This window comes from Bordetella bronchialis, assembly GCF_001676705.1.
Lineage (GTDB): Bacteria > Pseudomonadota > Gammaproteobacteria > Burkholderiales > Burkholderiaceae_B > Bordetella_C > Bordetella_C bronchialis.
On sequence record NZ_CP016170.1, the window covers coordinates 4,506,997 to 4,532,178 of the forward strand.

Here is a 25,182-nt window from a genome sequence, read left to right on the forward strand (position 1 = left end):
CTTTCAAGGGGAACATGATGATGACTGACAGGAAGTTCGACCGCCGCACCCTGCTGAAGGCCGGCGTCGCCGCGCTGGGCTCGTCGCTTACCGGCATCTCGTGGGCACAGGGCTCGGACGACACGCTGACGCTGGGCGTGATCTCGCAACAGACCGGCACCTTCGCCTATGCCGGCGATCTGGTGCACAAGGGCGCCAAGCTGGCCATTGAGGAACGCAACGGCACCGTGCTTGGCAAAAAGATCAACCTGATCGTGCGCGACGACGAAGGCAAGCCGGCCGTGGGCGTGCGCCGCCTGACCGAGGCGATCGGCACGGACAAGCTGCGCTACTTCGTCGGCAACTTCTCCAGCGCCGTGGGCCTGGCCGAGCTGGAAGTCGCGCGCCAGGAAAAAGTGTTGCAATATGCCGCCGGCGGCTCCGAGGACTTCACCGGCGCGCGCTGCAGCCCTTACACGTTCCAGTGGTCGGCCCATGCCTACACCGCGCTGCGCGCCACGCTGGAATACGTCAGCAAGACCATGCCGGACAAGAAAAAGATCTACACGATCACCGCCGACTATGCCTTTGGGCAATCCCTGCTGCATTACACCCAGGTGGCCGCGAAGGAGCTCGGGATGGAGCTGGTCGGCAACGACAATCACCCCTCGGGCGAGCGGCAATTCACCCAGTACTTCACCAAGGCGCTGTCCACGCGGCCGGACCTGATCTGCCTGCTGACGGCCGGCGCCGATGCGGTGACCGCCGTGCGGCAATTCCACAGTTTCGGCGTGAAATCGGTGCGCCTGGTCGGCCCGTGGACGCTGGAGGTCGAGCAGATGCGCGAACTGTCGCCCGCCATGCGCAGCGGCATGATCCTGGGGCTGAACTACTACCAGGACATCGACACCCCGATCAACAAGGCATTCGTGAAGCGCTACCTGGAGGCCTATAAGAATGTCCCCTCGTACGCGGCGGCCTATGGCTACGACTCCGTGCGCACCTTGCTACTTGCCATGGACAAGGCCGGCTCCGTGGACGTCGAAACCGTGATCAAGACGCTCGAAGGCCTGCAATTCGACAGCATCTACGGGCCCACCCATATCGACGCCCGCACGCATCAGACCATACGCCCTTATTACGTCGTCGAATGCAAGGCACCCCAGGCCATGAAGAACGAGTTCGACCTGGCGACCATCGTCGCCCAGAGCGACAAGCAGCAACCGCCGGAGCTCAATGAATGCAAGCGGCCGGCATAAGCCCGGGCCGGACCGTCATCCATTAGGTTTGCACGCTGCCCCGCGCATGAACGCGCCGGGCGGCCCTTTTCATCAGGGCAACCCATGATTTCCTTGCTTGCCGCGCAGCTCCTGAACGGACTCGCGATCGGGATGATCTACGCGCTCACCGCGTTTGGACTCTCCATCATCAAGGGACTGCTGAACGTCCCCAACTTCGCCCATGGCGCCTTCTATGCGCTGGGCGCCTATGCCTGCTACGCCGCCCTGCAGGCCGGACTGCCTTTCGCGCTGGCGCTGGCGATTGCCTTCGCGGTGCCCGCCGTGGTGGGCGTGCTGGTGGAAAAGCTGGGCGTGGCGCGCCTGATGAGCGGCCCCTACCTGTACCAGCTACTCTTCCTGTTCGGCACGGCGCTGGTCCTGGAGCAATTGATCATCATTATCTGGGGCACCATGGGCCTGAGCGCGGCGGCCCCCGAATGGCTGGAGGGCGCTTACGACCTGGGCTTCACCTACCTTCCCAAATACCTGGCCTTCAACGGCGTGATGGCCGCCCTGACGATCGCGGTGGTGTGGCTGCTGATCGAGCGGACGCGGCTGGGGTCCCAGATCCGCGCGGGCATCGACAAGCGCGAGATGGCGCAGTGCCTGGGCATCGACGTATCCCGCCTGATCACGGCCGGGTTCGCGCTGGGTGCCGGCCTGGCCGGACTGTCGGGCGGCCTGGTGCTGCCCCTGCTGGGCGCCAATTCCACCATGGGTTCCGAAATGCTTTCGATCGCCTTCGTCGTCCTGGTGATCGGTGGACTGGGCTCGCTATACGGCGCGCTGGCCGCGGGCATCCTGGTCGGCATCATCCAGAGCGTGTCTTCGGTCTTCGTGCCCGCTGCCAGCACCGTCCTGATCTATGTGGCGATGGTGGCCACCTTGATGATCCGGCCGCAGGGCTTGTTCGGAGAACGCTGATGAAACGTATCGCCTCCACTTATGCCGTTTCGGCCACGGCCATCGCGGTGGCCGTGGCCGCGCCATTCTGCATGCCCATCAACATTGCCACGGAAATCCTGATCTACGGCATCTTCGCCCTGGCCACTTATCTGCTGGTGAGCGTGGCCGGCCTGTATTCCTTCGGCCAGGCCGCCTTCTTCGGCGTGGGCGGGTATGTGGCAGGGTATGTCTTCATCAACACCGACCTGCCGCTGCTGGCCGGCATCGTCCTGGCCGCGGCCGGCAGCGCCGCAGTGGCCCTGGTGGTCGGCATGATGAGCATCAAGCGGACCGGCATCTACTTCATGATGCTGACTTTCGCGTTCAACCAGATGATCTATTACCTGGCCTATAGCTGGCACAGCGTGACGGGGGGCGAAGACGGCATGGGCGGCATCCGCCGTCCCGACCTGGGTATCCCCGGCATCGGCACGCTGGACCTGTCCGACCACCGGAACTTCTACATCTTCGCGGCCGTGCTGTTCGTCGCCGTGTTCGCCGCGCTATACCAGCTGATGCACAGCCCGCTGGGATTGGTGCTGAATGCCGCGCGGCAGAACCCGCGGCGCACCGCCTCGCTGGGCTATTCGGTGTACCGCGCGCAACTCCTGGCCTTCATCGCGGCGGGCGCGGCCTCCGGCGTGGCCGGCGCCCTGTTCGCCATGCTTTACCGCATCATGCCCATCGATGCCATCTCGTGGACCAACTCGGGGACGGCCGTCTTCATGGTCATCATCGGCGGCATGTCGTCGATCTTCGGTCCCATCATCGGCGCGGCCTTGTTTATCTGGCTGCAGGGCTTCTTCAGCCTGATCTGGGCACGCTGGCCGCTGCTGTTCGGGGCATTCATCATCCTGGTCGTCCTTTTCCTGAAGGGCGGCGCCATCGAGCTGTTCGAGCGCGTGCGCGGCCTGTTGACGCGGCGCCAGCAAGGGAGCGCGCCATGAGCGCCGTCATGACGTCCACCGCCGCCGTCGCCGCGACGCCGGCATACGCCTATGAGGCCCGCCGGGTCACCAAGAAGTTCGGCGCCAACGTGGTCATCGAAGACTTGTCCATCGGCTTCGAGGCCGGCATGCTGCACAGCATCCTGGGTCCCAACGGCGCCGGCAAGACCACCTTGTTCAACCTGCTGACGCGCGACCTGCCGGTGAGCGGCGGCGACATCCTGCTGCAGGGCGAATCGGTGACCCGGCTCAAGCCGCACGAGATCGCGCGGCGCGGCGTGGGCCGCTCCTACCAGATCTCCAGCGTATACCTGGAGCTGACGTTCCTGGAGAACGTCTGGCTGGCCGCCTACCGCGCCGCGCACGGCGGCCGGGTGGGCTGGTGGCGCAGGGTGGACCGCTACACCGCCTTGCGCGAACAGGCCAGCCAACTGCTGCACGAGCTGGGCCTTGGCCGGTACGAGCACACGCCCGCCGCCGCGGTCTCCTACGGCGACCAGCGCCTGCTGGAGATCGCCGTCACGCTGGCCACCCGCCCACGCATCCTGCTGCTCGACGAGCCCACGGCCGGCCTGTCGCAGCGCGAAACCGAGCGCGTCAAGGCTTTCATCGCGGCCATCAAGCCGCAGTACACGATCGTCATGATCGAACACAAGATGAATGTCGTAATGGAGATCTCCGACCGCATCCATGTGATGAACCGGGGCGCGCTGATCGCCGCCGGCACGGCCGCCGAGATCGCCGGGAACCAGGCCGTCCACGCCGCCTATTTCGGACTCTGAACATGCTGCTCAAGGTCGATTCCATCAATACCTATTACGGTCCCAGCCAGGCCATCCATGACGTCTCCTTCGAGATCGGCAGCCGGGAAGTGGTCGCCCTGCTGGGCCGCAACGGGGCGGGCAAGAGCACCACGCTGCGTTCCATCATGGGTCTGAACGGCGCGGCGCGCGGCACAATCACCTTCGACGGCAAGGACATCACGCGGCTGAGCCCGCATGCCATCTCGCGGCTCGGCGTGACATTGGTGCCGGAAACGCGCGACCCCTTCGTGCTGCTGACGGTACGCGAGAACATCATGCTCGGCTATCGGCCCGGATCGCCTTATACGCTCGATCGGCTGATGGACCTGTTCCCGCTGCTCAAGGAGCTGCTGCGCAAGAAGGGCGGCGAGTTATCCGGCGGCCAGCAGCAGATGATGGTCATGGCGCGCGGCCTGGCCATGGGACCGCGGCTGCTGCTGCTGGACGAACCCTCGCAAGGCCTGGCGCCCATCATGGTCAAGGCCGTCGCCAACGTACTGAACCAGCTCAAAGGCGACGATCTCACCATTCTGCTGGTGGAGCAGAACCTGAACATGGCGCTGGACATCGCCGACCGCGTCGTCGTGCTGGAAAACGGCGCCGTGGCCGACAGCTTCGGCAGCGACGAGGCGCGCGCCACGCCGGCACGCCTCGAACAATACCTGGCGGTGCACTGACGCCGCTTGGCCCACCCGCAACACGAATCCGCTCCCATGACCGCATCCTCCGCCAATCCACCCATCGTCGGCTACGTCACCCCGCTCAGCGCCCGCCCCGGACAGCGGCTGTCGTTCCGCATCAGCTCGATCGGCAACCGCCCGTTCACCGCGCGGGTATTGCGCATCCACTGCGCCGATCCCAATCCACAGGGACCCGGCATGAAGCTGGAGCCGGTGGCCTTGCCCTTGCAGGCACGGTACGCCGGCCTGGAGCAGCAGGTGCATCCCGGCTCCTGCGCGCTGGCGGTATTGCCCGCCTTGCCGGCCGGCCCAGGCCTGGTCCTGCGCCTGCGGTGCAAGCCCACCTTGCTGCGCGACGACGTCCCCCAGGTGCTCGCCAGCCTGCAGGACGAATATGGCGCCGGCGGCCTGGCCCTGGTGCTGAACCAGCAGGAGTTGCACGTACGTGTGCTGGGCACGGCTGGCGGCGTCGCCCGCGACCTGCCCACGGGCTTGCGTCCGCTGCAGGATCGCTGGCAAGCCGTGCAGTGGCGGGTGGACGGCCAGACGGGCCACGTGCAGCTCTCGCTGGGCCACGTTGCCGTCGGCACGCCGGGCACGGGCCCGGCCATCGCGACCCAGGCCGCGCAGGTGATGACAGGCGCGCCGCTGCCGCCGCCGACGCGGCTGTGCCTGGGCGCCTTGTGGCAAGGCCACCCGGCATCGGGCTTCAATGGCCTGGTGGAGGCACCCACCCTGCATGCCGTCCCGGCGCACCCGTCGGGGTCCCACCCGGACGGCCAGCCGGAACGGCTGGTCGCCGCCTGGGACTTGTCCGCCGACATGCACGCGCAGCGCATTCCCGCCACGGACTCCGCCATGCCGGCCCTCGATCTGGTGAATATGCCGGGGCGGGCGGTGCGCGGCTCGGCCTGGACCGGCCGGAACCAGGACTGGAAACAGGCGCCCGCGGAATACGCCGCGCTGTATTTCCACGCCGACGCACTGGCCGACTGCGGCTGGCAGGAAGCCCTGGGCCTGGAACTGCCGGCCGGCATGAAATCGGGCGTGTATGGCCTGGAGGTCGACAACGGCTCGGGCAAGGACACCATCCCCTTCTATGTGACGCCCGCACCCGACGGACCGCGCGCCCGCATCCTGTTCCTGGCGCCGACCTTGACCTATCAGGCCTACGCCAATCATGCGCGTGGCAATTACGCGGGCGAACTGGAACAGCGCATCCGCGCATGGGGCGCCTACCCCCACAATCCCGATGCGGTCACGCGGTTCGGCGCCTCTACCTATAACCGCCACAAGGATACGGCGGGCATCAGCCTGTCCTCGCGGCTGCGGCCCATCCTGACGATGCGGCCGGGATACCTGACCTTCGCCGACCCGCGCGGTTCGGGCTTGCGCCACTTCCCGGCCGATTCGCACCTGACCGACTGGCTGCACGAGAAAGGCTACGACTACGACGTCATCACCGACGAAGACCTGGACGAGCAGGGCCTGGCCGCGCTCACGCCCTATGACGTCGTACTGACGGGCTCCCATCCCGAATACCACACGCGGCGCATGATCGAGGCGCTGATCGCCTACCGGGAAGCCGGGGGCTACCTGATGTACCTGGGCGCCAACGGCTTCTACTGGAAAATAGCCCGCCCCGGGTCGGCCCCGCACATGCTGGAGATCCGGCGCGCCGAAGGCGGCATCCGTGCCTGGGCCAGCGAGCCCGGCGAGTACTACCACCAGCTCGACGGCGGCTACGGCGGCATGTGGCGCCGCAACGGCATTCCTCCGCAGGTGACCGGCGGCGTCGGCTTCGCGGTGCAGGGGGCGTTCGAAGGCGTGGGCTATCATCGCACCCCGGAATCGCGCGAGCCGGACGTGGCCTGGCTTTTCCAGGGCGTGGACGGCGACACCTTCGGAGAGCACGGCTTGTCCGGCGGCGGCGCGGCCGGCTTCGAACTCGACCAGGTGGTGCCCGAACTCGGTTCGCCGGGCCACCTGAAGATTGTCGCCATCTCGGATGGCCACGGCCCGACGTTCCGCACTGTGCCTGAAGAAATACTGACGTGGACCATCGCCGCGTCGCTGCCCCGCAAGTACGAGGGCGTGCGGGCCCACATGGCGGTCGGCCTGGCCGAACAGGGCGGCGGCCTGTTCGCCGTGGGTTCGATCACCTTCCTGGGCAGCCTTGCGCACAACGGCTACGACAACAAGGTGTCGCGAATCATGGAAAATTGCCTGACCCATTTCCTGGCGGCGGCCGCGCGGCAGCGCGAACGCGGCCCCAAGTAAATACCACGGTGAAGAAGAAAGCCCCCACACAGAAGGACGTCGCCCGCTTTGCCGGCGTCTCGCAAGCGGCCGTATCCCGCTTTGTCTCCGGCAAGGGCGCCATCTCGGATGAAATCCGAGAAAAAATCCTGCGGGTCATCGACCTGGTCGATTACCGGCCGGACCCCGTCGCGCGCGGATTGAGCAGCGGCAGGTTCAATATCATCGCCATCGTCATGGCCAACATCACCAACCCCTGGTATCCGGTGGTGCTGGAACTGATCACCCGGGAGCTACATCGCGTCGGGCTGCAAGCCCTGTTGTTCAACGCCACGCCGCCGCAAACGGTCGATGACCTGATGCCGCTGGTGCTGCAGTACCGGGTGCGCGGCGTGATCATCACGACCGCATCCCTGAACTCATCGGGGGCGGATCTTTGCGTCAAGCAGGGCGTGCCGGTGGTGATGTTCAACCGCTACTCGCAGGTGGGAAACGGCCATTCCGTCTCCACGGACAATATCGGCGGCGGCCGCCTGGCCGCGGATGTGCTTTTCCGTTCGGGCAGCCGGCATTTGGGCTTCCTGGGCGGCATGCCCACCGTTTCAACCAACCGCGACCGCCTGGCCGGCTTCATGCAGAGGGTGGCCGAATTGGGCCTGCCCTCCGCCCCTTCCCTGGAAAAGGAATTCACCTATGCCTGGGGATATGAGGCGACGCAGGCCCTCATGGCGCGCCATCCCTCGCTGGACGGCCTGTTTTGCGCCGACGACGAGATCGCCTCGGGCGCGATCGACGCCCTGCGATATGCACTGGGCAAGCGCGTGCCGGAAGACGTGCGCGTGTTCGGCTTCGACGACCACCCGGTGGCGTCGAATGCCGCCTACGACATGACGACGATACGGCAGCCTGTCGAGGAAATGATCGCCGCCGCGCTCGCGCTGCTGCTGGGCGACAGCACCAAAAACGAACACAAGCTGCTGCCGGGCCAGCTCATTTACCGCAAGTCGACGCCACAGGCCTAGGACGGCGCGCGTCCGGCCGGCGGCGCGGCGAGCGCCTCCAGCAGCGAATCCAGGCCCAGATGGTCGATGACCACATTCACCAGCGGACGAAGGATGGGCTTCGGGCGAAAACCCACCGAGAGACCGGCCAGCGCCATCATCTCGCGATCGTTGGAACCGTCGCCGATGGCGATGGCGGCCGATGTGGGGATGCCCATTTCGGCGCACAGGCGCGACAGATGCGCCGCCTTGAGCCGCGCGTTGATCAGCGGCCCCTCCAGCTCGCCGGTAAGGCGCCCGTCGCGGACCGCCAGCCGGTTCGAATGATCGACGTCCACGCCCAGCTCGGCACGTACCCGGCCGGTGAAGTAATCGAATCCCCCCGACACGATGGCGGTCTTCAGGCCCGCCTGGCGCAGGCCGGCGACCAGCGCATGCGCGCCGGGTGAAAAGCGTACGCGGGCGTCATACAAGGGCCCGAAGGCGCTGACGGGCAGTCCCGCCAGCAGGCGCGTGCGCATCCGCAAGCTGGTGTCGTAATCCACCTTGCCGGACTGCATGGCCTGCTCGGTCAGCGCGGCCACCTCGTCCTTCTTGCCGACCAGGTCCGCCAGTTCGTCGATGCATTCGATATCGATCAGGGTCGAATCCATATCGAAGACCGCAAGCTTGAAGTCCGCCAGGACGCGGCCGGGCGGCAGTACCGCACTGTCCAGCCCCAGCGCCTGGCAGGCGGCGTGGACGGCCTGGCGCCGCGCGTCCGCTTGCGGCGGCAGCGCGAGCCGGGCAAGGGCCGGCCCCTGGTAGGCCACGCTGGTGGCTTGCAGGCGCCGGGCCAGGCTTGCCACCACATCCGCATCGAGCGCGGCGGGACTTTGGACGACGACTTGCATGCGGGCGTGAAGGTCGGAAGACGGAATCCGCCACTATACGCTCCCGTCTACGGGTTCGGTTCCCCGCGCAGCTTGCGCCATAACGTGGTGCGGCTGATCCCCAGTTCGCGCGCGGCGGCGGCCTGGTTGCCGCCATGCTGGCGCAGCGCTTCGCGAATATGGCGGATCTCCGCCGCTTTTTGCGCGGCCTCCAGCGAACGCGGGCCTTCCCCGCCATGGTCGGCCGCCACGCGCAGCGCCGGACCCGCCGGGTCCAGGACGCCGCGCAGGACCGGCGCGGGCGGTACGGCGTCCGCCAGCAGGCACTCCAGTGCCATGCGCTCGATCACATTCTCCAGTTCGCGCACATTGCCGGGCCAGTCGTGCGCCATCAGCAGCGGCAGGGCCACCCGCAGCACGTCGGGCGCCAGCTGCGGCGCGCCGATGCGGGCCAGGGCCGCGGGAAGCAGATCCGCCGCCAGCGCGGCGATGTCTTCCGGGCGCTCGCGCAGGGGCGGCACGCGGATCTGCAGGATATGCAGCCGGTAGAACAGATCGTGGCGGAACAGCCCCTGGCGCGCCATCGCCGCCAGGTCGCGATGCGTGGCCGCGATGATGCGCACGTCCACGGGGATGGCCTCGATGCCGCCGACCCGGGTGATCTCCTTCTCCTGCAGGGCGCGCAGCAGCCGCGTTTGCAGCGGCATGGGCATCTCGCCCACTTCGTCCAGCAGCAGGGTGCCGCCATCCGCGGCCTCGAACAGTCCCGCCTTGCCCTGGCGGCGCGCGCCGGTAAAGGCGCCCTCTTCATAGCCGAACAGTTCGCTCTCCAGCAGCTGCTCGGGAAAGGCCCCGCAGTTGATGGCCACGAAGGGGCGTGCATGGCGGCGGCTGGCCCGATGGATGCCCTGGGCCACGACTTCCTTGCCGGAACCGCTCTCGCCCTGGATCAATACCGAGGCATCGCTGCTGCGCGCGAGCACCTCGCAACGGTGCACCAGTTCGCGCATCGGCGCCGATACCGCGACCAGTCCGTTCAGGGTATACCGCGCCGACCGCGATCGCCGGTGGCTATGCGCGCGCAGCCGGCCGACGGCCCGCTCCAGCGGCTGGGACGAATGCAGCGTCAGAACGGCGCCCGTCTGCGCGCCTGCCTCGTACAGCGGGACGGCGTCGACCACCAGGGCCTGTCCGCGGATGTCCTCTACCCGTCCCAGTTCCGGCGTGCCGCGCGCCAGCACGGGGCCGGCCACCAGGCCCGCGGCTGCCTCGGGCAGCGGGCGCCCCACCGCCTGCGATGCGGCGGCCCCCACGATGCGGGCCGCGGCGGGATTGATGGTGGTGATGCGGCCTTGCATGTCGACGGCCACCACGCCGTCGTTCAGGTGGCGCAAAACCAGGTCCAGGCGGTCGCGGCGCGCGCGTTCCTCGTAGCGGGCCCGGGCGATGGCCAGGGCGGTTTCCATGGCGGCCCGTACCGAATCCAGCGAATACAGCAGCACGGCCGTCAATCCGGCCTTGCGGGCGTAGTCCGTGACCATGCCCGCGCCCACCACCACTTCCACCCCCTGGTCGGCCAGCTCGCGGATGCATGCGGCGGCGTCCTCCGGCGTATCGTAGGCGCGCAGCTCGACATCCAGGCCGAACACCCGCATGAAACGGCGCAGCGGGGCGGATACCTCGTGATGCAGCACGACGGCGATGCGCGGCGACAATTCGCGCCCGCGCGCCAGGGCGGCCATCAGGTCATAGCCGCCCACCTGGACCAGCACCACCGGCACCTGCAGGCGGGCGCGCAGGAAGGCGCCGTTGCTGCCCGATGCCACCACCACGTCGCAGCGCCCCTGCGCGACGGCCTCGTTCAGCACCGCCAGCGCCGGTTCGAAGGCGTCGTGCAGCAGTTCGACCCGCGCGCGTCCGCCGAATTCCGGCGCGACCTGGCGCAGGCTTTCGAAAAGGCCGTAACCCGTGACGGCATGAAGGACAGGCAGGTGGGCGGGCGCCGCGGCGGCGGACTGGGATGGAGCCATGGTTGCAAGACCGTGATGCTTTTATGAAACACAGCATTTTCACCTATGAAACACCATGGCGCGTCCGGACTAACCCGCGGCCCCTCCCCGCCCGGCGGCGCCCCGGGCAGGCAAGATGGCATCGGTTTTGCTTTTAGGGCTTACCCACTGGCATGCAGACCAGGAACACCGGAGACAACACGTGAGCCTTCTCCCCCTTCGACGCGCGGCCGCCGCGCTGGCGGCCCTTTGCGCCGTTTCCCTGAGTGCCGGCCCGGCGCTGGCCGCCGATGGCGACAACTTCCCCAGCCGGCCCATCCGCCTGCTGGTGGGCTTCGCGGCGGGCGGCAGCTCCGATACGGTGGCCCGCATCATGGCGCCGGTCCTCTCGAAGAACCTGAAGCAGAACATCATCATCGACAACCGGCCGGGCGCCGGCGGCAATATCGCCTCGGACGCGCTGGTCAAGGCGGCGCCCGACGGCTATACCATCATGCTGGGCACCATAGGATCGCTGGCGGTCAACCAGCACCTGAGCAAGCTGTCCTACGACCCGGTCGCCGACATGGAGCCGATCTCCCTGGCGGTGTCGTTTTCCAACGTGCTGGTGGTGAACGCCAATAGCAAGATCAAGACGTTCGCGGACTATGTCCAGGCCGCGCGCGCGCCGCATTCCGACATGTCTTTCGGTTCTTCGGGCATCGGCAGCAGCGGCCACCTGGCCGGCGAACTGCTCAAATCCGTGGCGGGCCTGCAGAACCAGCACGTGGCCTATCGCGGCGGCGCGCCCGCGATGAACGACCTGCTGGGCGGCACGCTGGCGTCCATTTTCGCCAGCCCCACCGACGCCGTGCAGTTCATCGCCGCCGGCAAGCTGCGTCCCATCGCCACCACGGGACTGCGGCGCCTGGATGTCCTGCCCGACGTGCCGACGATCGCCGAGTCCGGCTATCCCGGTTTCGAGGCCAATAATTGGTACGCCTTCACCGCTCCCGCCCATACCCCCAAGGCCGTGATCGACGTCCTGAACAAGGCCATCGTGGACACCCTGAAGGATCCCGACGTGGACGCCAAGCTGAAGAAGCTGGGCCTGGACCCGGCGCCGACCACGCCTGCCGAGACCGATCGCTACATCCGCGGCGAAAGCAGGAAATGGGGCGACCTGGTGAAGAAAATCAACATCAACGCCGTCTGACACCTCTTACACACGGACATCATGCCTTCCACCATCGCTGAAAAAATCCTCGCCCGGCACGCCGGCGTCGCGGAGGTCCAGCCCGGCGACATCGTCGTCGCCGACGTGGACTTCGCCATGGTCCACGATGCGCGGGCGCCCAACGCCATCCGCATGGTGGACAAGATGGGCGCGGAGCAACTGCCCTTCGCCACGCGCACGGCCTGGGTACTGGATCATTACTCGCCCCCGCCCAACCTGGCCGCCGCCCAGACCCACACCGCCATGCGCGAATTCGCCGGCACGCACGGCAGCCCGCTGTACGACATCGGCGACGGCATCTGCCACCAGGTGCTGCCCGAGGGCGGGCACCTGACCTGTGGCGACCTGGTGGTCGGCACGGATACGCATTCCGTGACCTACGGCGCCTTCAATGCCTTCGGCACCGGGGTCGAGGGCAGCGACGTCACGGCGGTGATGAAAACCGGCAAGGTGTGGCTGCGCGTGCCGGAATCGGCGCGCGTGGAGCTGACAGGACGCCTGCAGCCGGGGGTGTGGGCCAAGGACATCACGCTGCACATGCTGGGCCGCTTCGGCGCCGAAGGGCTGAACTACCTGGCCATCGAATACGTGGGCTCGGCGGTATCGGCCATGGAAATCGACGACCGCATGACGCTGGCCAACCATGCGGCCGAACTGGGCGCCAAGGCGGCCCTGCTGGAAGCCGACGACAAGACGCTGGCCTGGCTGGCCGCCCATGGCGCGCGCGCGCCGCGTCCCGTCTCCGCCGACGCCGGGGCCCGCTACGCGCATCGCGTATCGATCGACGCCGCCGCCCTGGCGCCCCAGGTGGCGCGGCGCCACGAGGTGGACGACGTGGTGCCCGTCACCGGCATCGAGCGGCAGAAAATCAACTTCGCGCTGATCGGTACCTGCACCAATGGCCGCCTGGACGACATCCGGCAGGCGGCGGCCATCCTGAAGGGCCGCAAGCTGGCGCGCGGCGTGCGCATGATCGTCACGCCGGCCTCGCGCAAGATCTATCTGGAGGCGGCGCGCGAAGGCCTGATCGAGATCCTGACCGCGGCCGGCGCCTCGTTCGAGGCGGCGGGCTGCGGCACCTGCGTGGGCATCACCAACCACCTGATTCCGGGCGACAAGGAAGTGGCCATCTCCAGCGCCAACCGCAATTTCCGCGGCCGGCTGGGCAATCACGAGGCGGAGATCTGGCTGGGCTCGGCCGCCACCGTGGCGGCATCCGCGCTGACCGGCTATATCACCGACCCGCGCACGGTCGATGGCGGCGAATGGAGGCCCTCCCATGCTCGATAACACCCAGGACACCATCACCGGCGCCGTCTACAAGCTGGGCGATGACGTCAATACCGATACCCAATGCTCGGGCAAGTATCTGCCCGGCAAGGACGAAGCCTACATCGCGGCGCAGGCCTTCGAGGGCGTGGCGCCCGGCTTCGCGGGGCGCTTCCGCGCCGGCGGCATCATCGCCGCGGGAACCCACTTCGGCATCAATTCCTCGCGCGAACAGGCGGTGCACATCCTGCATCGCCTGGGCGTGGCGGCCATCATCGCGCCGTCGTTCGGCAGGCAGTTCTTCCGCAATGCCATCAACAACGGCCTGCTGCTGGTGGAAATCGACACCAGCGCCCTGCAGGAGGGCGACACGGTCACCATAGACCTGTCGCGCAGCGAACTCGTGGCGCCGGCCCGCGGCCTGAAGCAGCCGCTGCGTCCGCTGCCGCCGCAGATCCGCGCCATCCTGCGCGAGGGTGGGCTGATCCCCTTCCTGCGCAAGCACCCCGATTGGAGCATCACGCAATGAGCGCGACGCCTGTGGCCTGCACGGCCAGCCCCCGGGACAAGGCCGCCCGCCTGCGCCTGGTCCTGCGAGAACGCCTGGCGCGCGCGGGACGCGGCGAGCCCACCCTGGTCGCGCCCGGCGTCTACGATGCCTACGGCGCGCGGATGGTCCAGCATGCCGGCTTCGAGGCCGTCTATATGACCGGCAACGGCGTGTCCGCCAGCCTGCTGGGCAAGCCGGATGTCGGCCTGGTCGACCTGACCATGATCACCAGCCATGCGCGCAGGGTGGCCGCCTGCATCGACCTGCCCCTGATCTGCGACGCCGATACCGGCTATGGCGCGGCGGCGGCCATCCGCCGCACGGTAGAGGAATTCGAAGCGGCAGGCGTGGCGGCCATCCACATCGAAGACCAGCAGTCGCCCAAGCGCTGCGCGCAGTTTCCGGGCGCGCGCGCGGTGCTGCCCTTCGATGTCGCGGTCACCCGCATCGCCGCCGCCTGCGCGGCGCGGGCGGCCGACGGCCTGCTGGTCATCGGCCGTACCGATTGCGCGGCCTCCATGGGCGTGGACGAAGCGATCCGCCGCGCCCAGGCCTTCGCGGAGGCGGGCGCCGACGCGGTGTTCGTGGAACTGAAGGCGCACGAACGCGTGCTCGACGATATCCGCGCGGCCACCCGGCGGATCCGCGTGCCCTGCATGATCAACCTGGATTCCGGCGGGCCGCTGGCGGCGCTGCGCGGTCCGGACCTGGCCGAACTGGGCATCGCCCTGGCCATCTATCCCGGCTTGCTGCGCAATGCCCTGGGCTACACCATGCGCGAAGCGCTGGGCCATCTGCGCCAGGACGGCAATACCATGGCCATGCGCGACCGCATGCTCAGCGGCGCCGAGTACAGCGGCTACCTGGGCCTGGCGGAAGTCGAGGACTGGGAAGGCCGGTTCCCGGCCTGAGCCGGATCAGGCCGCGGCCGCCAGCGCGAAGGCCTCCGCCAAGGCCCGTTCGGCCTGGCGCCGCGCCTCGGCCAGGGCCTCCGGCCCCAGCGCGGCGCCCTGCACGGAGAAAAACCGGATATCGAACAGCCCCACGGTATTCAGGATGGCGGTCAGGTAAGGCGTCAGGAAATCCGGCTGCCGCGCGCTTTCGCCCGAATACCGGCCGCCTGACGAAACCGCGATATATACCGGCCGGTCGCGCAGCGTGCCCACCTTGCCGTCCGGCGTGGAAATGAAGGTGCGGTGGATCCTGACAATGTGATCCAGCCACGCCTTCAGCGACGACGGCACGGTGTAGTTGTGCATGGGCGTGGCGATGACGACGCAGTCGGCCGCCTCCAGTTCCTGGATCAGTCGATCCGAATCCGCCAGGGAGCCGGCCGGATCGCGCGGCGCGCCATGGCCGCCCAGCGCATCGGCATAGCCGTCGTCCACGTGCGCGATCGTGCCCTGCGCCAGCGGGCGGTCGACCACCCGCGCATCGGGATGCCGCGCGCGCAGCAGGCCGACGATGCGCTCGCCCAGGCGATAGCTTTCCGACTCGCGGCCACGCGGGCTGCAATGGATACGCAGGATGTTCATGCCGCGTCCTTCTCCAGCACCTTGTGGAAGCGCATCGTGCCGGTGAGCAGCCCTTCGCGGAAATAGAAACGCTGCGCCAGCGCGTTGGACAAGGCCGTGTCCAGCACCAGCCTGGCGCAGCCCTCGCGCCGCGCGATCTCGCCGACTTCACGCAGCAGGCGGGCGCCCCACTTGCCGCCACGCAGGCCTTCCTTGACCACCAGGTCATCGACATACAGGAAGGAACCATAGACCAGGTTCTCCTGCAGGCGATAGCCGGCCAGCGCGACCGGCGCGCCACCCTGCCAGCCCGCCAGCAGGCGGTAGCCGTCGCGGCGCATGCGCCCCACGCGCGCCGCGAAATCCCGGTCATCCCGCAGATGCGGCCTGAGTTCATGCATCACGGGGAAGCATGCGCGCAGATCGTCTTCCGTCTCCGCATGCCGTAGCGTCCTGTCTTCCACTTTCATCGCTCCTTGCACCAGCAAAAGGGAAGAAGCGCCGCCCGGATCGCGGGCGCGCCTTCGATCCCGTCATCATGGTGGCATCGTAGAATGACGATGCCCCAATGCACAGGGCCATAAATCGACAATTGGACTGGGTCATGATGCCTATCGACCTGCGCGTGGCGCCGCGGCGCGGCGACACCGGCATGCCGCTGTACCGGCAGATCTACGAACGCTTCCGCGGCGCCATCGCCGGCGGCGCGCTCAAGCCCGGCGATCGCATTCCCTCCGTGCGCGCGCTGACCCAGGAGCTGGGCCTGGCGCGCGGCACCGTCGAAGCGGCCTATGCGCTGCTGGCCGCCGAAGGCTATATCCAGGCGCGGGGACAGGCCGGCACCGTCGTCACGCCGGATCTCCGCTTGCCCGCGGCGGGCGCGAACCATGGACGGGCGCACGCGGCGGATACCCCGCCCTTCAGGCCGCGCGCCGCCACCGCCACGCCGCGCGGCTTCGAGGACGCCCCCTGGGATGAAGTCATGCCCTTCCAGATGGGACTGCCGGCGCTGGACGCCTTTCCGCGCAAGCTATGGGCGCGGCTGGGCGCGCGCTGCATCCGCGCCATGCAGCCCGGCGACATGACCTACCCGGTTTTCCATGGCATGCCGCGCCTGCGCGCGGAAATCGCCGCCTACCTGCAGGTTTCCCGTGGCATCGCCTGCTTGCCGCATCAGGTTTTCATCACCACGGGCTACCGGCATACCCTGGACCTGATCGCGCGCGCGCTCCTGCGCCCGGACGACAAGGTCTGGCTGGAAGATCCGGGCTACCCACCCACGCGCGAACTGGTCGCGTTCGCCGGACTGCGCGGGGTGCCGGTGCCCGTGGACGCCGACGGCATCGACGTCGCGAGCGGGGTGGCGCTGGCGCCTCGCGCCCGCGCCGCCGTGGTCACGCCATCCCACCAGAGCCCGCTGTGCGTCACGCTGGCGCTGCCGCGGCGCCTGGCCTTGCTGGACTGGGCCTCGCGCCACGGCGCCTGGATCGTCGAGGACGACTACGACGGCGAGTACCGTTATGCCAGCCGCCCCTTGCCCGCGCTCAAAAGCCTGGACCACGGCGGCCGCGTGCTGTACGCGGGTACGTTCAGCAAGGTGCTCTTCCCCAGCATACGATTGGCCTACCTCGTCGTGCCGGAAGACCAGGTCCGGCGTTTCGAGCAGGTCAGCGATACATTCTCCGGCGGCCCGCCGCAGCTGACGCAGGCCATCGTCGCCGCGTTCATCGCGGAGGGCCACTTCGCCCGCCATATCCAGCGCATGCGCCGGCTGTACCGCGAACGGCGCGAAATCGCCGCCGCCGGCCTGGCCGAGGCCCTGGGCCGCCACGCGTGCATAGAACCGCAGCCAGGCGGCATGCACCTGGTCTTGCGCCTGCGCGGCCGGCGGCAGGACGTCCCGCTGGCGCAGCGCATGCGGCGCGCGGGCATGGCGGCCCGCCCGCTCAGCCTGTGGGGCATCGCCGACCATCCAGGCGCCGCGCTCTTGCTGAACTTCACCAACATCGATACCCCGGCGACGGCACGGCGGCTGGGCACGCGCATCCGGGAACTGCTCTGAAAGCCGGCCCTTAATCCTTGGCCGGACCAGCCGTTAAAGGAAGAGCAGGATGGCCTGCCCTGTCCCGACCCCGACACCGTGACCATGCAAAGTCTGCTTCCCGTGGGCGCCGCGCCGGCCGCGCCGCAACAGTCGGCCGCGCCCGCGGCGGCCGCCGGCGGCGCCACCGCGTCGCCCGCCGCCGCGTCCGCCTTCGCGTCCGCGCAATCCGCCAGCGTGAGCCTGGGCGACGCCGAATTCGCCCGTCTTACCCAGACCTACGATGCCGACGGCGGGCTGCCGTCCTCCGTGCCGGTCTGGGAGCGCGCGTCCGACGACAGCATCAGCGGAATCATGTCCGCCAACTACGACTCGACGTCATTGGCGGGCCGCTTCCACGGGCTGGGCGCCGCGCTGCTGGACCGCCTGCTGTTCAGCGGCAGCGACTATTCCCAATCCGTGATCCTGAGATCCCCGGGTTCGAGCAGCGATGGCGGCGTCTCCACCCTGGACCAGACCCGGCAGACTCAGTTGCACACCGTGGCCGACAACCAGGTCACGCTCGACATCAAGACCGCCAGCGGCACGACCGTCCACCTGTCGCTGACCAGCCAGGGCGGCGGCCTGGGCGTGCAGATCCAGGTCAGCGGCGGCACCCTGTCCGACGCGGAGCGCATCGCGGTGGGCGGCCTGGCGGACGCCTTCCAGACGGCCATCGACGGCCTGACCGGCGTGCCACCCCAGCTGGCGCTGGATGGCCTGACCCAGTTCGACCCCGGCGTCCTGTCGTCCGTCGACCTTCGGTCCAGCTTCAAGCTCACGGATGGCAGCCTGCAGACGCTGTCCTTCCAGGCCGACGGCCAGCACCGCAGCGTGGCCTACAGCGGCACCGCCGGCACGGTGAACGTCGACGTCGACCTGTCCAACCCCTCTTTGATCGGCAGCGCCAGCCAGCAGGCGAACGCCCTGGCAAACTATCTGCGGCAGTTCGACGACGCACAAAGCCGCGGCCGCGGCGACGCGGCGCTGATGGCGATGTTCAAGGATGCCTTCACCGCCCTGAACAGCAATTACGGCGTGTCGTCCGATACGGCCACCGGCGCCATGCCGCTTTCCGACATGGATCACGCCATGCTGAGCGGCCTGGCCGACTTCAGCGCCTCGGTGCGCGCGGCCGGCCAGTCCTCGCCCAACCCCATGCGGCCGGAGGAGCAGGACAGCTTCTCGTACCAGGTCTCGCAGCAGACCGAGATCCAGGGCCGCGGGGCGGCCGACCGGTCTATCGAGCAGACCCAGCAATCGCACCTGAGCGCCAGCTACCACCAGGCGCTCTATCCCGACACGCCCTTGAACCTGACCAGCGACAAGTACTCGCAGAATTACTACTACTACCAGATCGACGATAGCGCCAGCAGCGTGGCCAGCATCGGCTACCGGGAAGGCCGCCTGGTCAAGGCGACCCTCGCGCAGTCGGCCAACCAGTCCACGCATACCAGGAAGTACGTGGTCGGCGAACTGCAGGAAGACCTGACCGCGCCTTCGTCGGTCTCGCGCGGCTGGGACCTGCTGAACCTGCTCCAGGCCAACCAGCCCAAGGAAGACGGTTCGTCCACGCGGCAGGACCTGGCGCGCTGGCACGACATCCTGTCCACCATCGGCGACATGGTGTCGATGAAGTCCAATCCCGTGCTGCTGCGCAGCGCGCAATTGAGTGGCGCGAAAGCGCTGGACGGGGCCTGAACGATATCCCCGGCGCCCGGGCCCGATTCCCCGCCCGGGCGCGGGCTTGACCGTTTTAAAACATATGATCCAAAATGGCGGCCACGAAAACGGAGCGCCAAATGCCGCCGATTCCCCCCGCCATCCGGGCCGTCGTCTTCGATCTCTACGGAACCCTGTACGACGTGCATTCCGTCGCCGGCGCCTGCGATAGCCGCTATGCGGGCCGTGGCATGGACATCAGCACGCTATGGCGGCAGAAGCAGCTGGAATACACCTGGCTGCGCAGCCTCATGGGACAGTACATTCCCTTCGAACAGGCCACGCGGGACGCCCTGGTCTATACCTGCCGCCATCTGGGACTGGACCTGGACCAGGCGGCATGCGACGCCTTGTGCGACGCCTATCTGAAGCTGTCGCCCTACCCCGAAGTACCCGGCGCGCTGGGCCGGCTGAACGCCCTTGGCGTGCCGCTGGCCATCCTGTCCAACGGCTCGGTATTTTCCATCGGCGAGGTAGTGCGCGCGTCCGGCCTGGCATCCAGCTTCTCGCACCTGCTCAGCGTCGAAGCAGTCAGGGTCTTCAAGCCCGACTTCCGCGTATACCAGCTGGCCTGCGACACCTTGCGCTTGCCGGCCGCGGAAATCCTGTTCGTCTCGTCCAACGCGTGGGACGCCGCCGGCGCCTGGCATTTCGGATTCCAGGTGTGCTGGCTGAACCGCGATGCCAGGACCTTCGACGAGCTGGGGGCCGCTCCGCGTGTCATCCGCTCACTGGACGAACTGCCGGTGTTCGCGCCGGCCTGACCGCGGCGCACGCGCACCGCCAGGGCCGGCCGGCGCGCCCCGCGCTCAACCGGGGCAAGCCGATCCGCCGCGCGGCGCGGCCAGCGGGGTTTCTTCCCGGGTATTGCCCGCCAGCCTGCGGATCTTCTCCGCCAGCTCGGGCGTGGGATGCTCATAGCCGTAGCAGTACGGCGGCGTCGGCACCGACTCGGTACGGTAGTCTTCCAGTACCGGCTTGGCATCGCCCAGGTACAGATTGTCCTTCAAGCGCAGCGAGGCCTTGAAATCCCTGCCATAGCCGTACTGGGCCTTGGATTTCTCGTAGTTGCGCCGGTCGGATTCGCCGTTGACCAGCGCGCTTCGCTTGGGCGCCTCCGGGATATAACGGCAGTAGTTCACCTTGACGCCTTCCACCGTGGGAAAGAACTCCGGCTCCACGCATTTGCGCTGCGAGACATTGCTGAAGATATTGCCCTCGACCAGCGCGCGCGCCTCCAGGCTGAAACTCATCCCGTAGAAATCCCAGTTCTCCAGCAGGTTGTTGAACAGGTGGAAGGTACCGAATTGCGCGCGCGGATTGCGCTGCACCGTGTTCAGGAAATAATTGTGGTGCAGCGTCACCCGCGCGATCGAATCCCGGTCGTAGTTCTTGAACAGGTTCTTCGACGTGATGTTGTTCAGCAGCATGACCTTGTCGGAGTCGTGGAATTTCGTCCACGATATCGTCACGTCGGTCGAACCGTTCTTCACATTGAGCAGGCGATCGGAGAACCGCGAAAGATCCAGGTGATCGACCCACACATCGCGGCTGCCGTTGGCCACATTCACCGCCTGTGTCAGCCTGCCGAAGCGCCCGTCTATCGTCAGGTGCGTCAGGATGACGTTCTTGCTGCCATACACGCCCAGCCCGTCATCGATCAGGGTGACCTGCCTTCCCCGCCCATCGATGGTGACGTTCGACGGCACGCGAAGCTGCTTGTCCAGCACGATGGTCATGTCGGACGCGAAGCGGATCCAGGCGGGGCCTTGCGCGCGCGCATGCGACAGCGCGGCGCGCAAGGTGCCGGGGCCCGAGTCCTTGTCGGACGTGACATCCACGAACCGCCCTCCCAGGCCGCCCGTTGCCTTCGCGCCATACCCTTCGCGTTGCTGCAGCAGGGACGAAACAGCCGGACAGCTCAGGTCCGGCACACGGCATGATTCGGTCGCGGCCGCCAGGCCGCAATACAACATCGCCAGGACTGCCAGCCAGCGCTTCATGTCGTTCCCCTTCAGGCAGGCGCCCGGGCGGTAAGAAAGCCGATGTACCAGGGCAATGCCTGGTTCATTCCCTTTCGCAGATCGACCAGCGGCGTGTATCCGATGCCGGCGATGGCCTTGGATACGTCGGCCTGCGAATGGCGCACGTCGCCTTCCCGGAAAGGCCCGTACTCCGGCGCGAGCGCATACGGGAAGCCGCAGGGCGCCAACCCGTCGCGTATGATGCCGAACAGGTCGTTGAGCGTGGTGCGGCCGCCCACGGCGACGTTATAGACCTCGCTCGCGCCGGCGGTTTGCCGCAAGGCGGCGCGCAGGTTGGCCTGCACCACATTGCCCACGAAGCAGAAGTCCCGGCTGGTCTCGCCATCGCCGTTGATGCGGACGGGTTCGCCGTCGATCATGGAAGCAATCCATTTCGGGATCACGGCCGCGTAGGCGCCGTTCGGATCCTGGCGCGGGCCGAAGACATTGAAATAGCGCAGCCCCGTGGCGGCGAATCCGTATACGCGCGCGTATACCTCTGCATAGATTTCATCGACCAGCTTGGTCACCGCGTAAGGCGACAGCGGCCTGCCGATACGGTCTTCCCGCTTGGGCAGATTGGGCTCGTCGCCATACGTCGAGCTGGAGGCGGCATAGACGAAACCCTGGATCGAGGCGCGCCGCGCCGCGTCCAGCACATTCACGAAACCCGACACGTTCACCTCGTGCGAGGTCACGGGATCTTTCACCGAACGCGGCACGGAACCGAGCGCGGCCTGGTGCAGCACGTAATCGGCTTGCGCGACGGCGCGCTCGCACGCCGCCATATCGCGGATGTCGGCCTCGTGCAGCGTGAAGCGCGTCCAGCGATCTTCCCCGACGTTGTTCCTGACCTCGTCCAGATTGCGCCGGTGCCCGGTCGAGAAATTGTCCAGGCCGACCACATCCTGGTCCAGCAGCAGCAGGGTTTCCACCAGATTCGAGCCGATGAAGCCCGCCGCCCCGGTCACCAGCCACCGCCGCCGGCGCGCCAGCAGCGCCTCGCGCAGGTCGCGTTGCGTCTCGTCGCGCAACCAGGGCGCGAGTTTCAACTCGCCGTCAAAGTCTTTCCTGTCCATCGAAATCACTCCCTATTGCCGCGCGGACCGATCCGCGGGCTTCACATGGCGCCAGATTCCCCCGCTCAAGCGCAGGTTCTCCGGGGGGCCGGCCAGATGTTCCCTGAGCCGTTCAAAGTACGCCTGCTGCCATCGCCGGGCATACGCCTCGGCGTCTTCGCCAGGTTCCGCCTGGGGCAGCATTGCCAGCGTGTAGGTAATCCGGCCGTTCTCCCAGCGCGGGGCATAGAACACCGAAGGCACGCCCATGCGCTGCGCCATGAGCGACGCAAAGCTGGAATACGTGACCTCCTGTCCCTCGAAAGTCGTGCGCGGCGCGGCGGGATTCGCGGCGCCGTCGACGGCCAGGCATAGCACGTAGCCCGATCCCAGCGCGCGCATGCAGGCCTTGGCCACCTGCGCCTCGGTCTGGTCGGCGGTGGAAATCAGGGCGGCCGAGTAGCTGGCCTTGGCGATGCTGGGAGCCGTCGCCAGCCAGCGCGATGGAATGCCCACCAGTTCCAGCGCCATCAGCCCGGCATACATGGGTCCCACGTGCGCCGTGGCAAGCACGACGCCTTTACCGGACGCGAGCAGGGGCGCGAAGAAGCGCTCGCCGGCGTCCAGGTCGCCAAGCAGCTGCATGGCCTCTTCGACCTGGTCCTCGCGGCATTCGATCCAATCGAAAAGAAGATGGTCGACCAGATGTCCCCAGCGCGCCGCACGTTCCCATTGGGCGCGGTCGGCGTTCTTATCGCCGCGCAGCGACCATGCCCAATCGAAGCGGGCCTGCGGGATCGGCGCTTTGTCCAGCCGGTCCCGCAGCCCGTCCAGGGCTTCCTGGAAGGTGTCCGGAAGCTGCCTGCCGCGCCGGGAGACGTATTGCTCGTACAGGGCTTCGGCCTGCTGTGTGCGGCCTGCCTGGGACAGGGCCGCGATGGCGGTGCGCTGCCAGAGCAGGTTATCCGGGGACTTTTCGTACAGCGCCAATACCTGGTCGGCGGCTTCGGCGTATTGCATGGCATAGCGCAGCGCGCGTGCATAAAGCACCCGGGTCTGCTCCAGGTCGGGCGCCAGGTCGACCGCCTGCCGCAAGGGATCCACCGCAGCCTTGTAGCGTCCCGCCCGCAGCAGTGTTTCGCCGTACAGCGACAGCAGCCGCACGTCCGTGGGCGCCACCTGCAACGCGGCCTGGAAGTGCGCCAGGGCATGCACCTTGCGATCGTCGTCGCTACCGCGGCGCAAGTGTGCCTGGCCCAGCGCCGTACGCAGGGCCGGGCTGTCATGGCCCGCGGCCAGGGCGGCGTCGCCCAGGCGGATGGCCGCCTCCGACCGGAAATCCTCGTACAGGGCGCGGACCGCCATCGCGGCCACCCGCTCGTTGGGCAGCTTGCCGGCATCCAGCAGCGCCGCGACCCGCGCGGCCTCCGCCGTGTCGCCATTGCGCAGGAACGCCAGCATCCAGTAATGCGCTTCGCCGCATTCGCCGGTGACCAGGCCGGCGGTCGCGCGCGCCACCGCCGCCGCATCGGCCAGCCGCCCGGCCTGCAGCCGCAGCTGGATACGGGCGGCATGCAAGGCGGCGGTCCCGGACTCGATGTCGGCCGCCGCATCCGCCTGGGCGATGGCACGCTCCCACTGCCCGGTCCTGCCCAACAGGCTGGCCAGCAGGCGCCGGTCGTCCATCCGGGACGGGTAGGCCGCCACCAGGGCCTCCAGCGCGGCGATCGCCGCCGCCAGGGCGCCGTCGCGCACGAACGGCGTAACCAGCAAACGCCGGACTTCCCGCCACCCATCGGGGTCGCGCGCCAGCACGGCGTCCAGCCGCGCCATCTCGCGCCCCGGATCCGGCGCGGACCGGATCTCCGCGATGACATCCAGAAGACGACCGCGGGCGTCGGCGCTCGCGCCCCGGCGTTCCGCAACAGTCACATCAGCCATGACGCATCCCCCTGATCAGAGCCATCGCGATGCGAGCGATGAACATCAGCACGAATCCGAGCGCCAACGCTTGCAGCAGCAGGTTCCTGGTGTGCGGACTGCTCGGGCGGTCCGTGGGCACGGGCTGCGCGATGATGGACAAATACCGCTGCAGCCGCAGGGCATCGACCATGGCCTGCTGGTACGACTGCTGCGCCAGGGTCAGGTTGGAATCCGCGAAAGCCTGCGCGTTCCTCAAGGCCTCGTACGATTTGAGTTGCCGCGCTTCCGTATTGCCCTGCCCGCTCAGCCGATGGCGCACCGAGACCAGCCGCTTTTGCAGGGCGGCGACCTGCATCTGCGCCGGCTTGAGCATGGGATGGTTGGGATTGCCCAGGGCACGGATCTTGTCCAGATTAATCTGCGCGTTGCTGAGCTCGCTCTCCAGTTGCCCGGACAGGTTCAGCAGCATCGTCACCGTCGCGGTCGGATCGATATTGCCGTGCGCCGTCCGCCAGGCCGTCAGGGCATCGCGGGCCTCCAGCGCCTTCCGCTCCGCGCGCCTGACGGACTCCTCGCTCACCTTCAGCTTGTCGGCCACGCCTTTTTCGTTCAACCGGCTGACGAAGGCCTCCGCCAGGCCGATCAGGGCCCGGGATATGGTCGCCGCGTCATCCGGCGAAAACGCGCTCACGCGCAGGACATCGATCTGCTCCAGCACATTGAAGGACACCTTGACCGAGGCCTGGTAGGCGCGATACAGGTCGTCCTCGCTGGCATCCTCGGGCAGGCGGTTGAACACGTCCAGCCCGTCATGGGTCAGGTAGCGGCGCAATCCGATCGCCTGATCGAGCTGACGCATGGCGTCGCGCGACTTCAGGAAATCGCTCACCGCCCATCCGTCCACGAAGCCGCCCAGCATGCCCTGCATGTTCCCCGTGGTCAGCAGATTGGTCGCCCCGCCGCCCGCGGATTGCTGGCCGGAACCGGATTGCACGAAGAACCGCGACTCGGCCTCGTAACGTGGCGTCGCGAGCCAGAACACATAGACCAA

The 25,182-nt window shown here is 67.8% G+C and carries 22 protein-coding genes; 14 read left to right on the forward strand and 8 right to left on the reverse strand.

Annotated elements, in window-relative coordinates; translation table 11 throughout:
- Window positions 1-14 precede the first annotated feature (14 nt).
- The 7 genes from BAU06_RS19855 (at window position 15) to BAU06_RS19885 (ending at window position 7,915) form a co-directional block, all read left to right on the forward strand.
- Window positions 15-1,238 carry an ABC transporter substrate-binding protein gene (locus BAU06_RS19855; RefSeq protein ID WP_231933914.1) on the forward strand — a complete coding sequence of 408 codons (1,224 nt, stop codon included), beginning with the start codon at window positions 15-17 and terminating at the stop codon, window positions 1,236-1,238.
- Window positions 1,239-1,322: 84 nt separating this feature from the next.
- On the forward strand, window positions 1,323-2,183 hold the full coding sequence (locus BAU06_RS19860; protein ID WP_082993755.1) for a branched-chain amino acid ABC transporter permease: 861 nt from the start codon (window positions 1,323-1,325) through the stop codon (window positions 2,181-2,183).
- Complete coding sequence (locus tag BAU06_RS19865; protein ID WP_066354099.1) at window positions 2,183-3,151, forward strand: branched-chain amino acid ABC transporter permease; 969 nt, start codon at window positions 2,183-2,185, stop codon at window positions 3,149-3,151. The genes BAU06_RS19860 and BAU06_RS19865 overlap by 1 nt, the downstream gene beginning before the upstream one ends.
- Window positions 3,148-3,933 (forward strand): ABC transporter ATP-binding protein, encoded by a 786-nt coding sequence (locus tag BAU06_RS19870; protein WP_082993756.1) that lies wholly within the window; start codon window positions 3,148-3,150, stop codon window positions 3,931-3,933. Before BAU06_RS19865 ends, BAU06_RS19870 begins: the two co-directional genes overlap by 4 nt.
- 2 nt (window positions 3,934-3,935) lie before the next feature.
- Window positions 3,936-4,631: an ABC transporter ATP-binding protein gene (locus tag BAU06_RS19875; RefSeq protein ID WP_066354106.1), complete on the forward strand. Its 696-nt coding sequence runs from the start codon at window positions 3,936-3,938 to the stop codon at window positions 4,629-4,631.
- A 36-nt stretch (window positions 4,632-4,667) separates the two neighbouring features.
- Entirely contained in the window at window positions 4,668-6,914 is a 2,247-nt protein-coding gene (locus BAU06_RS19880) for a N,N-dimethylformamidase beta subunit family domain-containing protein (RefSeq protein ID WP_066354109.1), read from the forward strand.
- A gap of 8 nt (window positions 6,915-6,922) precedes the next feature.
- Complete coding sequence (locus BAU06_RS19885; RefSeq protein ID WP_066354110.1) at window positions 6,923-7,915, forward strand: LacI family DNA-binding transcriptional regulator; 993 nt, start codon at window positions 6,923-6,925, stop codon at window positions 7,913-7,915.
- On the opposite strand, the gene serB is transcribed toward BAU06_RS19885, so the two are convergent.
- Both serB and prpR read right to left on the reverse strand, forming a co-directional pair.
- Window positions 7,912-8,787, reverse strand: coding sequence for a phosphoserine phosphatase SerB (gene serB, locus BAU06_RS19890; RefSeq protein ID WP_066354112.1), 876 nt, complete (start codon window positions 8,785-8,787; stop codon window positions 7,912-7,914). The two genes, BAU06_RS19885 and serB, sit on opposite strands and share 4 nt — an antisense overlap.
- Window positions 8,788-8,834: 47 nt before the next feature.
- A complete protein-coding gene (gene prpR, locus BAU06_RS19895) occupies window positions 8,835-10,796 on the reverse strand; it encodes a propionate catabolism operon regulatory protein PrpR (protein WP_082993757.1) in 1,962 nt (653 codons plus the stop codon).
- Between the two features lie 181 nt (window positions 10,797-10,977).
- Here prpR and BAU06_RS19900 point away from each other — a divergent pair, with 181 nt between their 5' ends.
- Genes BAU06_RS19900 through BAU06_RS19915 form a run of 4 tightly spaced genes read left to right on the forward strand, consistent with a single transcriptional unit; the run spans window position 10,978 to window position 14,721 of the window.
- Window positions 10,978-11,970 carry a Bug family tripartite tricarboxylate transporter substrate binding protein gene (locus BAU06_RS19900; RefSeq protein WP_066354115.1) on the forward strand — a complete coding sequence of 331 codons (993 nt, stop codon included), beginning with the start codon at window positions 10,978-10,980 and terminating at the stop codon, window positions 11,968-11,970.
- A 21-nt stretch (window positions 11,971-11,991) separates the two neighbouring features.
- Window positions 11,992-13,281 carry a 3-isopropylmalate dehydratase large subunit gene (locus tag BAU06_RS19905; protein WP_066354117.1) on the forward strand — a complete coding sequence of 430 codons (1,290 nt, stop codon included), beginning with the start codon at window positions 11,992-11,994 and terminating at the stop codon, window positions 13,279-13,281.
- Window positions 13,271-13,789, forward strand: coding sequence for a LeuD/DmdB family oxidoreductase small subunit (locus BAU06_RS19910; RefSeq protein ID WP_066354119.1), 519 nt, complete (start codon window positions 13,271-13,273; stop codon window positions 13,787-13,789). The genes BAU06_RS19905 and BAU06_RS19910 overlap by 11 nt, the downstream gene beginning before the upstream one ends.
- Window positions 13,786-14,721 (forward strand): isocitrate lyase/PEP mutase family protein, encoded by a 936-nt coding sequence (locus tag BAU06_RS19915; RefSeq protein ID WP_082993759.1) that lies wholly within the window; start codon window positions 13,786-13,788, stop codon window positions 14,719-14,721. Before BAU06_RS19910 ends, BAU06_RS19915 begins: the two co-directional genes overlap by 4 nt.
- 6 nt (window positions 14,722-14,727) lie before the next feature.
- Here the strand turns inward: BAU06_RS19915 and BAU06_RS19920 are convergent, their stop codons facing one another.
- Both BAU06_RS19920 and BAU06_RS19925 read right to left on the reverse strand, forming a co-directional pair.
- Window positions 14,728-15,345 (reverse strand): FMN-dependent NADH-azoreductase, encoded by a 618-nt coding sequence (locus tag BAU06_RS19920; RefSeq protein ID WP_066354121.1) that lies wholly within the window; start codon window positions 15,343-15,345, stop codon window positions 14,728-14,730.
- A complete protein-coding gene (locus BAU06_RS19925) occupies window positions 15,342-15,794 on the reverse strand; it encodes a GNAT family N-acetyltransferase (protein ID WP_066354130.1) in 453 nt (150 codons plus the stop codon). Before BAU06_RS19925 ends, BAU06_RS19920 begins: the two co-directional genes overlap by 4 nt.
- 134 nt (window positions 15,795-15,928) lie before the next feature.
- Between BAU06_RS19925 and pdxR the strand changes: the two genes are divergently transcribed.
- From pdxR to BAU06_RS19940, 3 genes are all read left to right on the forward strand, one after another.
- Window positions 15,929-17,386: a MocR-like pyridoxine biosynthesis transcription factor PdxR gene (gene pdxR, locus BAU06_RS19930; protein WP_066354133.1), complete on the forward strand. Its 1,458-nt coding sequence runs from the start codon at window positions 15,929-15,931 to the stop codon at window positions 17,384-17,386.
- Window positions 17,387-17,470: 84 nt separating this feature from the next.
- Complete coding sequence (locus tag BAU06_RS19935; protein ID WP_082993760.1) at window positions 17,471-19,105, forward strand: hypothetical protein; 1,635 nt, start codon at window positions 17,471-17,473, stop codon at window positions 19,103-19,105.
- A 101-nt stretch (window positions 19,106-19,206) separates the two neighbouring features.
- The gene (locus BAU06_RS19940; RefSeq protein ID WP_066359421.1) at window positions 19,207-19,890 is read left to right on the forward strand and encodes a haloacid dehalogenase type II; all 684 of its coding nucleotides are present in this window, start codon (window positions 19,207-19,209) and stop codon (window positions 19,888-19,890) included.
- Between the two features lie 45 nt (window positions 19,891-19,935).
- Here the strand turns inward: BAU06_RS19940 and BAU06_RS19945 are convergent, their stop codons facing one another.
- Genes BAU06_RS19945 through BAU06_RS19960 form a run of 4 tightly spaced genes read right to left on the reverse strand, consistent with a single transcriptional unit; the run spans window position 19,936 to window position 25,173 of the window.
- Window positions 19,936-21,129: a pectate lyase family protein gene (locus tag BAU06_RS19945; RefSeq protein WP_066354134.1), complete on the reverse strand. Its 1,194-nt coding sequence runs from the start codon at window positions 21,127-21,129 to the stop codon at window positions 19,936-19,938.
- Window positions 21,130-21,140: 11 nt separating this feature from the next.
- On the reverse strand, window positions 21,141-22,229 hold the full coding sequence (locus BAU06_RS19950) for an SDR family oxidoreductase (protein WP_082993761.1): 1,089 nt from the start codon (window positions 22,227-22,229) through the stop codon (window positions 21,141-21,143).
- A gap of 12 nt (window positions 22,230-22,241) precedes the next feature.
- The gene (locus tag BAU06_RS19955; RefSeq protein ID WP_066354147.1) at window positions 22,242-24,149 is read right to left on the reverse strand and encodes a Vi polysaccharide transport protein VexE; all 1,908 of its coding nucleotides are present in this window, start codon (window positions 24,147-24,149) and stop codon (window positions 22,242-22,244) included.
- Window positions 24,142-25,173 (reverse strand): KpsE/RkpR family capsule polysaccharide export protein, encoded by a 1,032-nt coding sequence (locus BAU06_RS19960; RefSeq protein ID WP_066359423.1) that lies wholly within the window; start codon window positions 25,171-25,173, stop codon window positions 24,142-24,144. Before BAU06_RS19960 ends, BAU06_RS19955 begins: the two co-directional genes overlap by 8 nt.
- Window positions 25,174-25,182: the final 9 nt, after the last annotated feature.

Excerpts from the sequence above, each read along its gene's own strand:
- BAU06_RS19880 (WP_066354109.1), top strand. The coding sequence starts at position 4,668 with ATGACCGCATCCTCCGCCAATCCACCCATCGTCGGCTACGTCACCCCG.
- BAU06_RS19940 (WP_066359421.1), top strand. The coding sequence starts at position 19,207 with ATGCCGCCGATTCCCCCCGCCATCCGGGCCGTCGTCTTCGATCTCTAC.
- pdxR (WP_066354133.1), top strand. The coding sequence starts at position 15,929 with ATGATGCCTATCGACCTGCGCGTGGCGCCGCGGCGCGGCGACACCGGC.
- BAU06_RS19945 (WP_066354134.1), bottom strand. The coding sequence starts at position 21,129 with ATGAAGCGCTGGCTGGCAGTCCTGGCGATGTTGTATTGCGGCCTGGCG.
- BAU06_RS19950 (WP_082993761.1), bottom strand. The coding sequence starts at position 22,229 with ATGGACAGGAAAGACTTTGACGGCGAGTTGAAACTCGCGCCCTGGTTG.
- BAU06_RS19915 (WP_082993759.1), top strand. The coding sequence starts at position 13,786 with ATGAGCGCGACGCCTGTGGCCTGCACGGCCAGCCCCCGGGACAAGGCC.
- prpR (WP_082993757.1), bottom strand. The coding sequence starts at position 10,796 with ATGGCTCCATCCCAGTCCGCCGCCGCGGCGCCCGCCCACCTGCCTGTC.
- BAU06_RS19905 (WP_066354117.1), top strand. The coding sequence starts at position 11,992 with ATGCCTTCCACCATCGCTGAAAAAATCCTCGCCCGGCACGCCGGCGTC.
- BAU06_RS19870 (WP_082993756.1), top strand. The coding sequence starts at position 3,148 with ATGAGCGCCGTCATGACGTCCACCGCCGCCGTCGCCGCGACGCCGGCA.
- BAU06_RS19875 (WP_066354106.1), top strand. The coding sequence starts at position 3,936 with ATGCTGCTCAAGGTCGATTCCATCAATACCTATTACGGTCCCAGCCAG.
- BAU06_RS19910 (WP_066354119.1), top strand. The coding sequence starts at position 13,271 with ATGCTCGATAACACCCAGGACACCATCACCGGCGCCGTCTACAAGCTG.
- BAU06_RS19925 (WP_066354130.1), bottom strand. The coding sequence starts at position 15,794 with ATGAAAGTGGAAGACAGGACGCTACGGCATGCGGAGACGGAAGACGAT.
- BAU06_RS19935 (WP_082993760.1), top strand. The coding sequence starts at position 17,471 with ATGCAAAGTCTGCTTCCCGTGGGCGCCGCGCCGGCCGCGCCGCAACAG.
- BAU06_RS19860 (WP_082993755.1), top strand. The coding sequence starts at position 1,323 with ATGATTTCCTTGCTTGCCGCGCAGCTCCTGAACGGACTCGCGATCGGG.
- BAU06_RS19955 (WP_066354147.1), bottom strand. The coding sequence starts at position 24,149 with ATGGCTGATGTGACTGTTGCGGAACGCCGGGGCGCGAGCGCCGACGCC.
- BAU06_RS19865 (WP_066354099.1), top strand. The coding sequence starts at position 2,183 with ATGAAACGTATCGCCTCCACTTATGCCGTTTCGGCCACGGCCATCGCG.
- BAU06_RS19855 (WP_231933914.1), top strand. The coding sequence starts at position 15 with ATGATGATGACTGACAGGAAGTTCGACCGCCGCACCCTGCTGAAGGCC.
- BAU06_RS19920 (WP_066354121.1), bottom strand. The coding sequence starts at position 15,345 with ATGAACATCCTGCGTATCCATTGCAGCCCGCGTGGCCGCGAGTCGGAA.
- serB (WP_066354112.1), bottom strand. The coding sequence starts at position 8,787 with ATGCAAGTCGTCGTCCAAAGTCCCGCCGCGCTCGATGCGGATGTGGTG.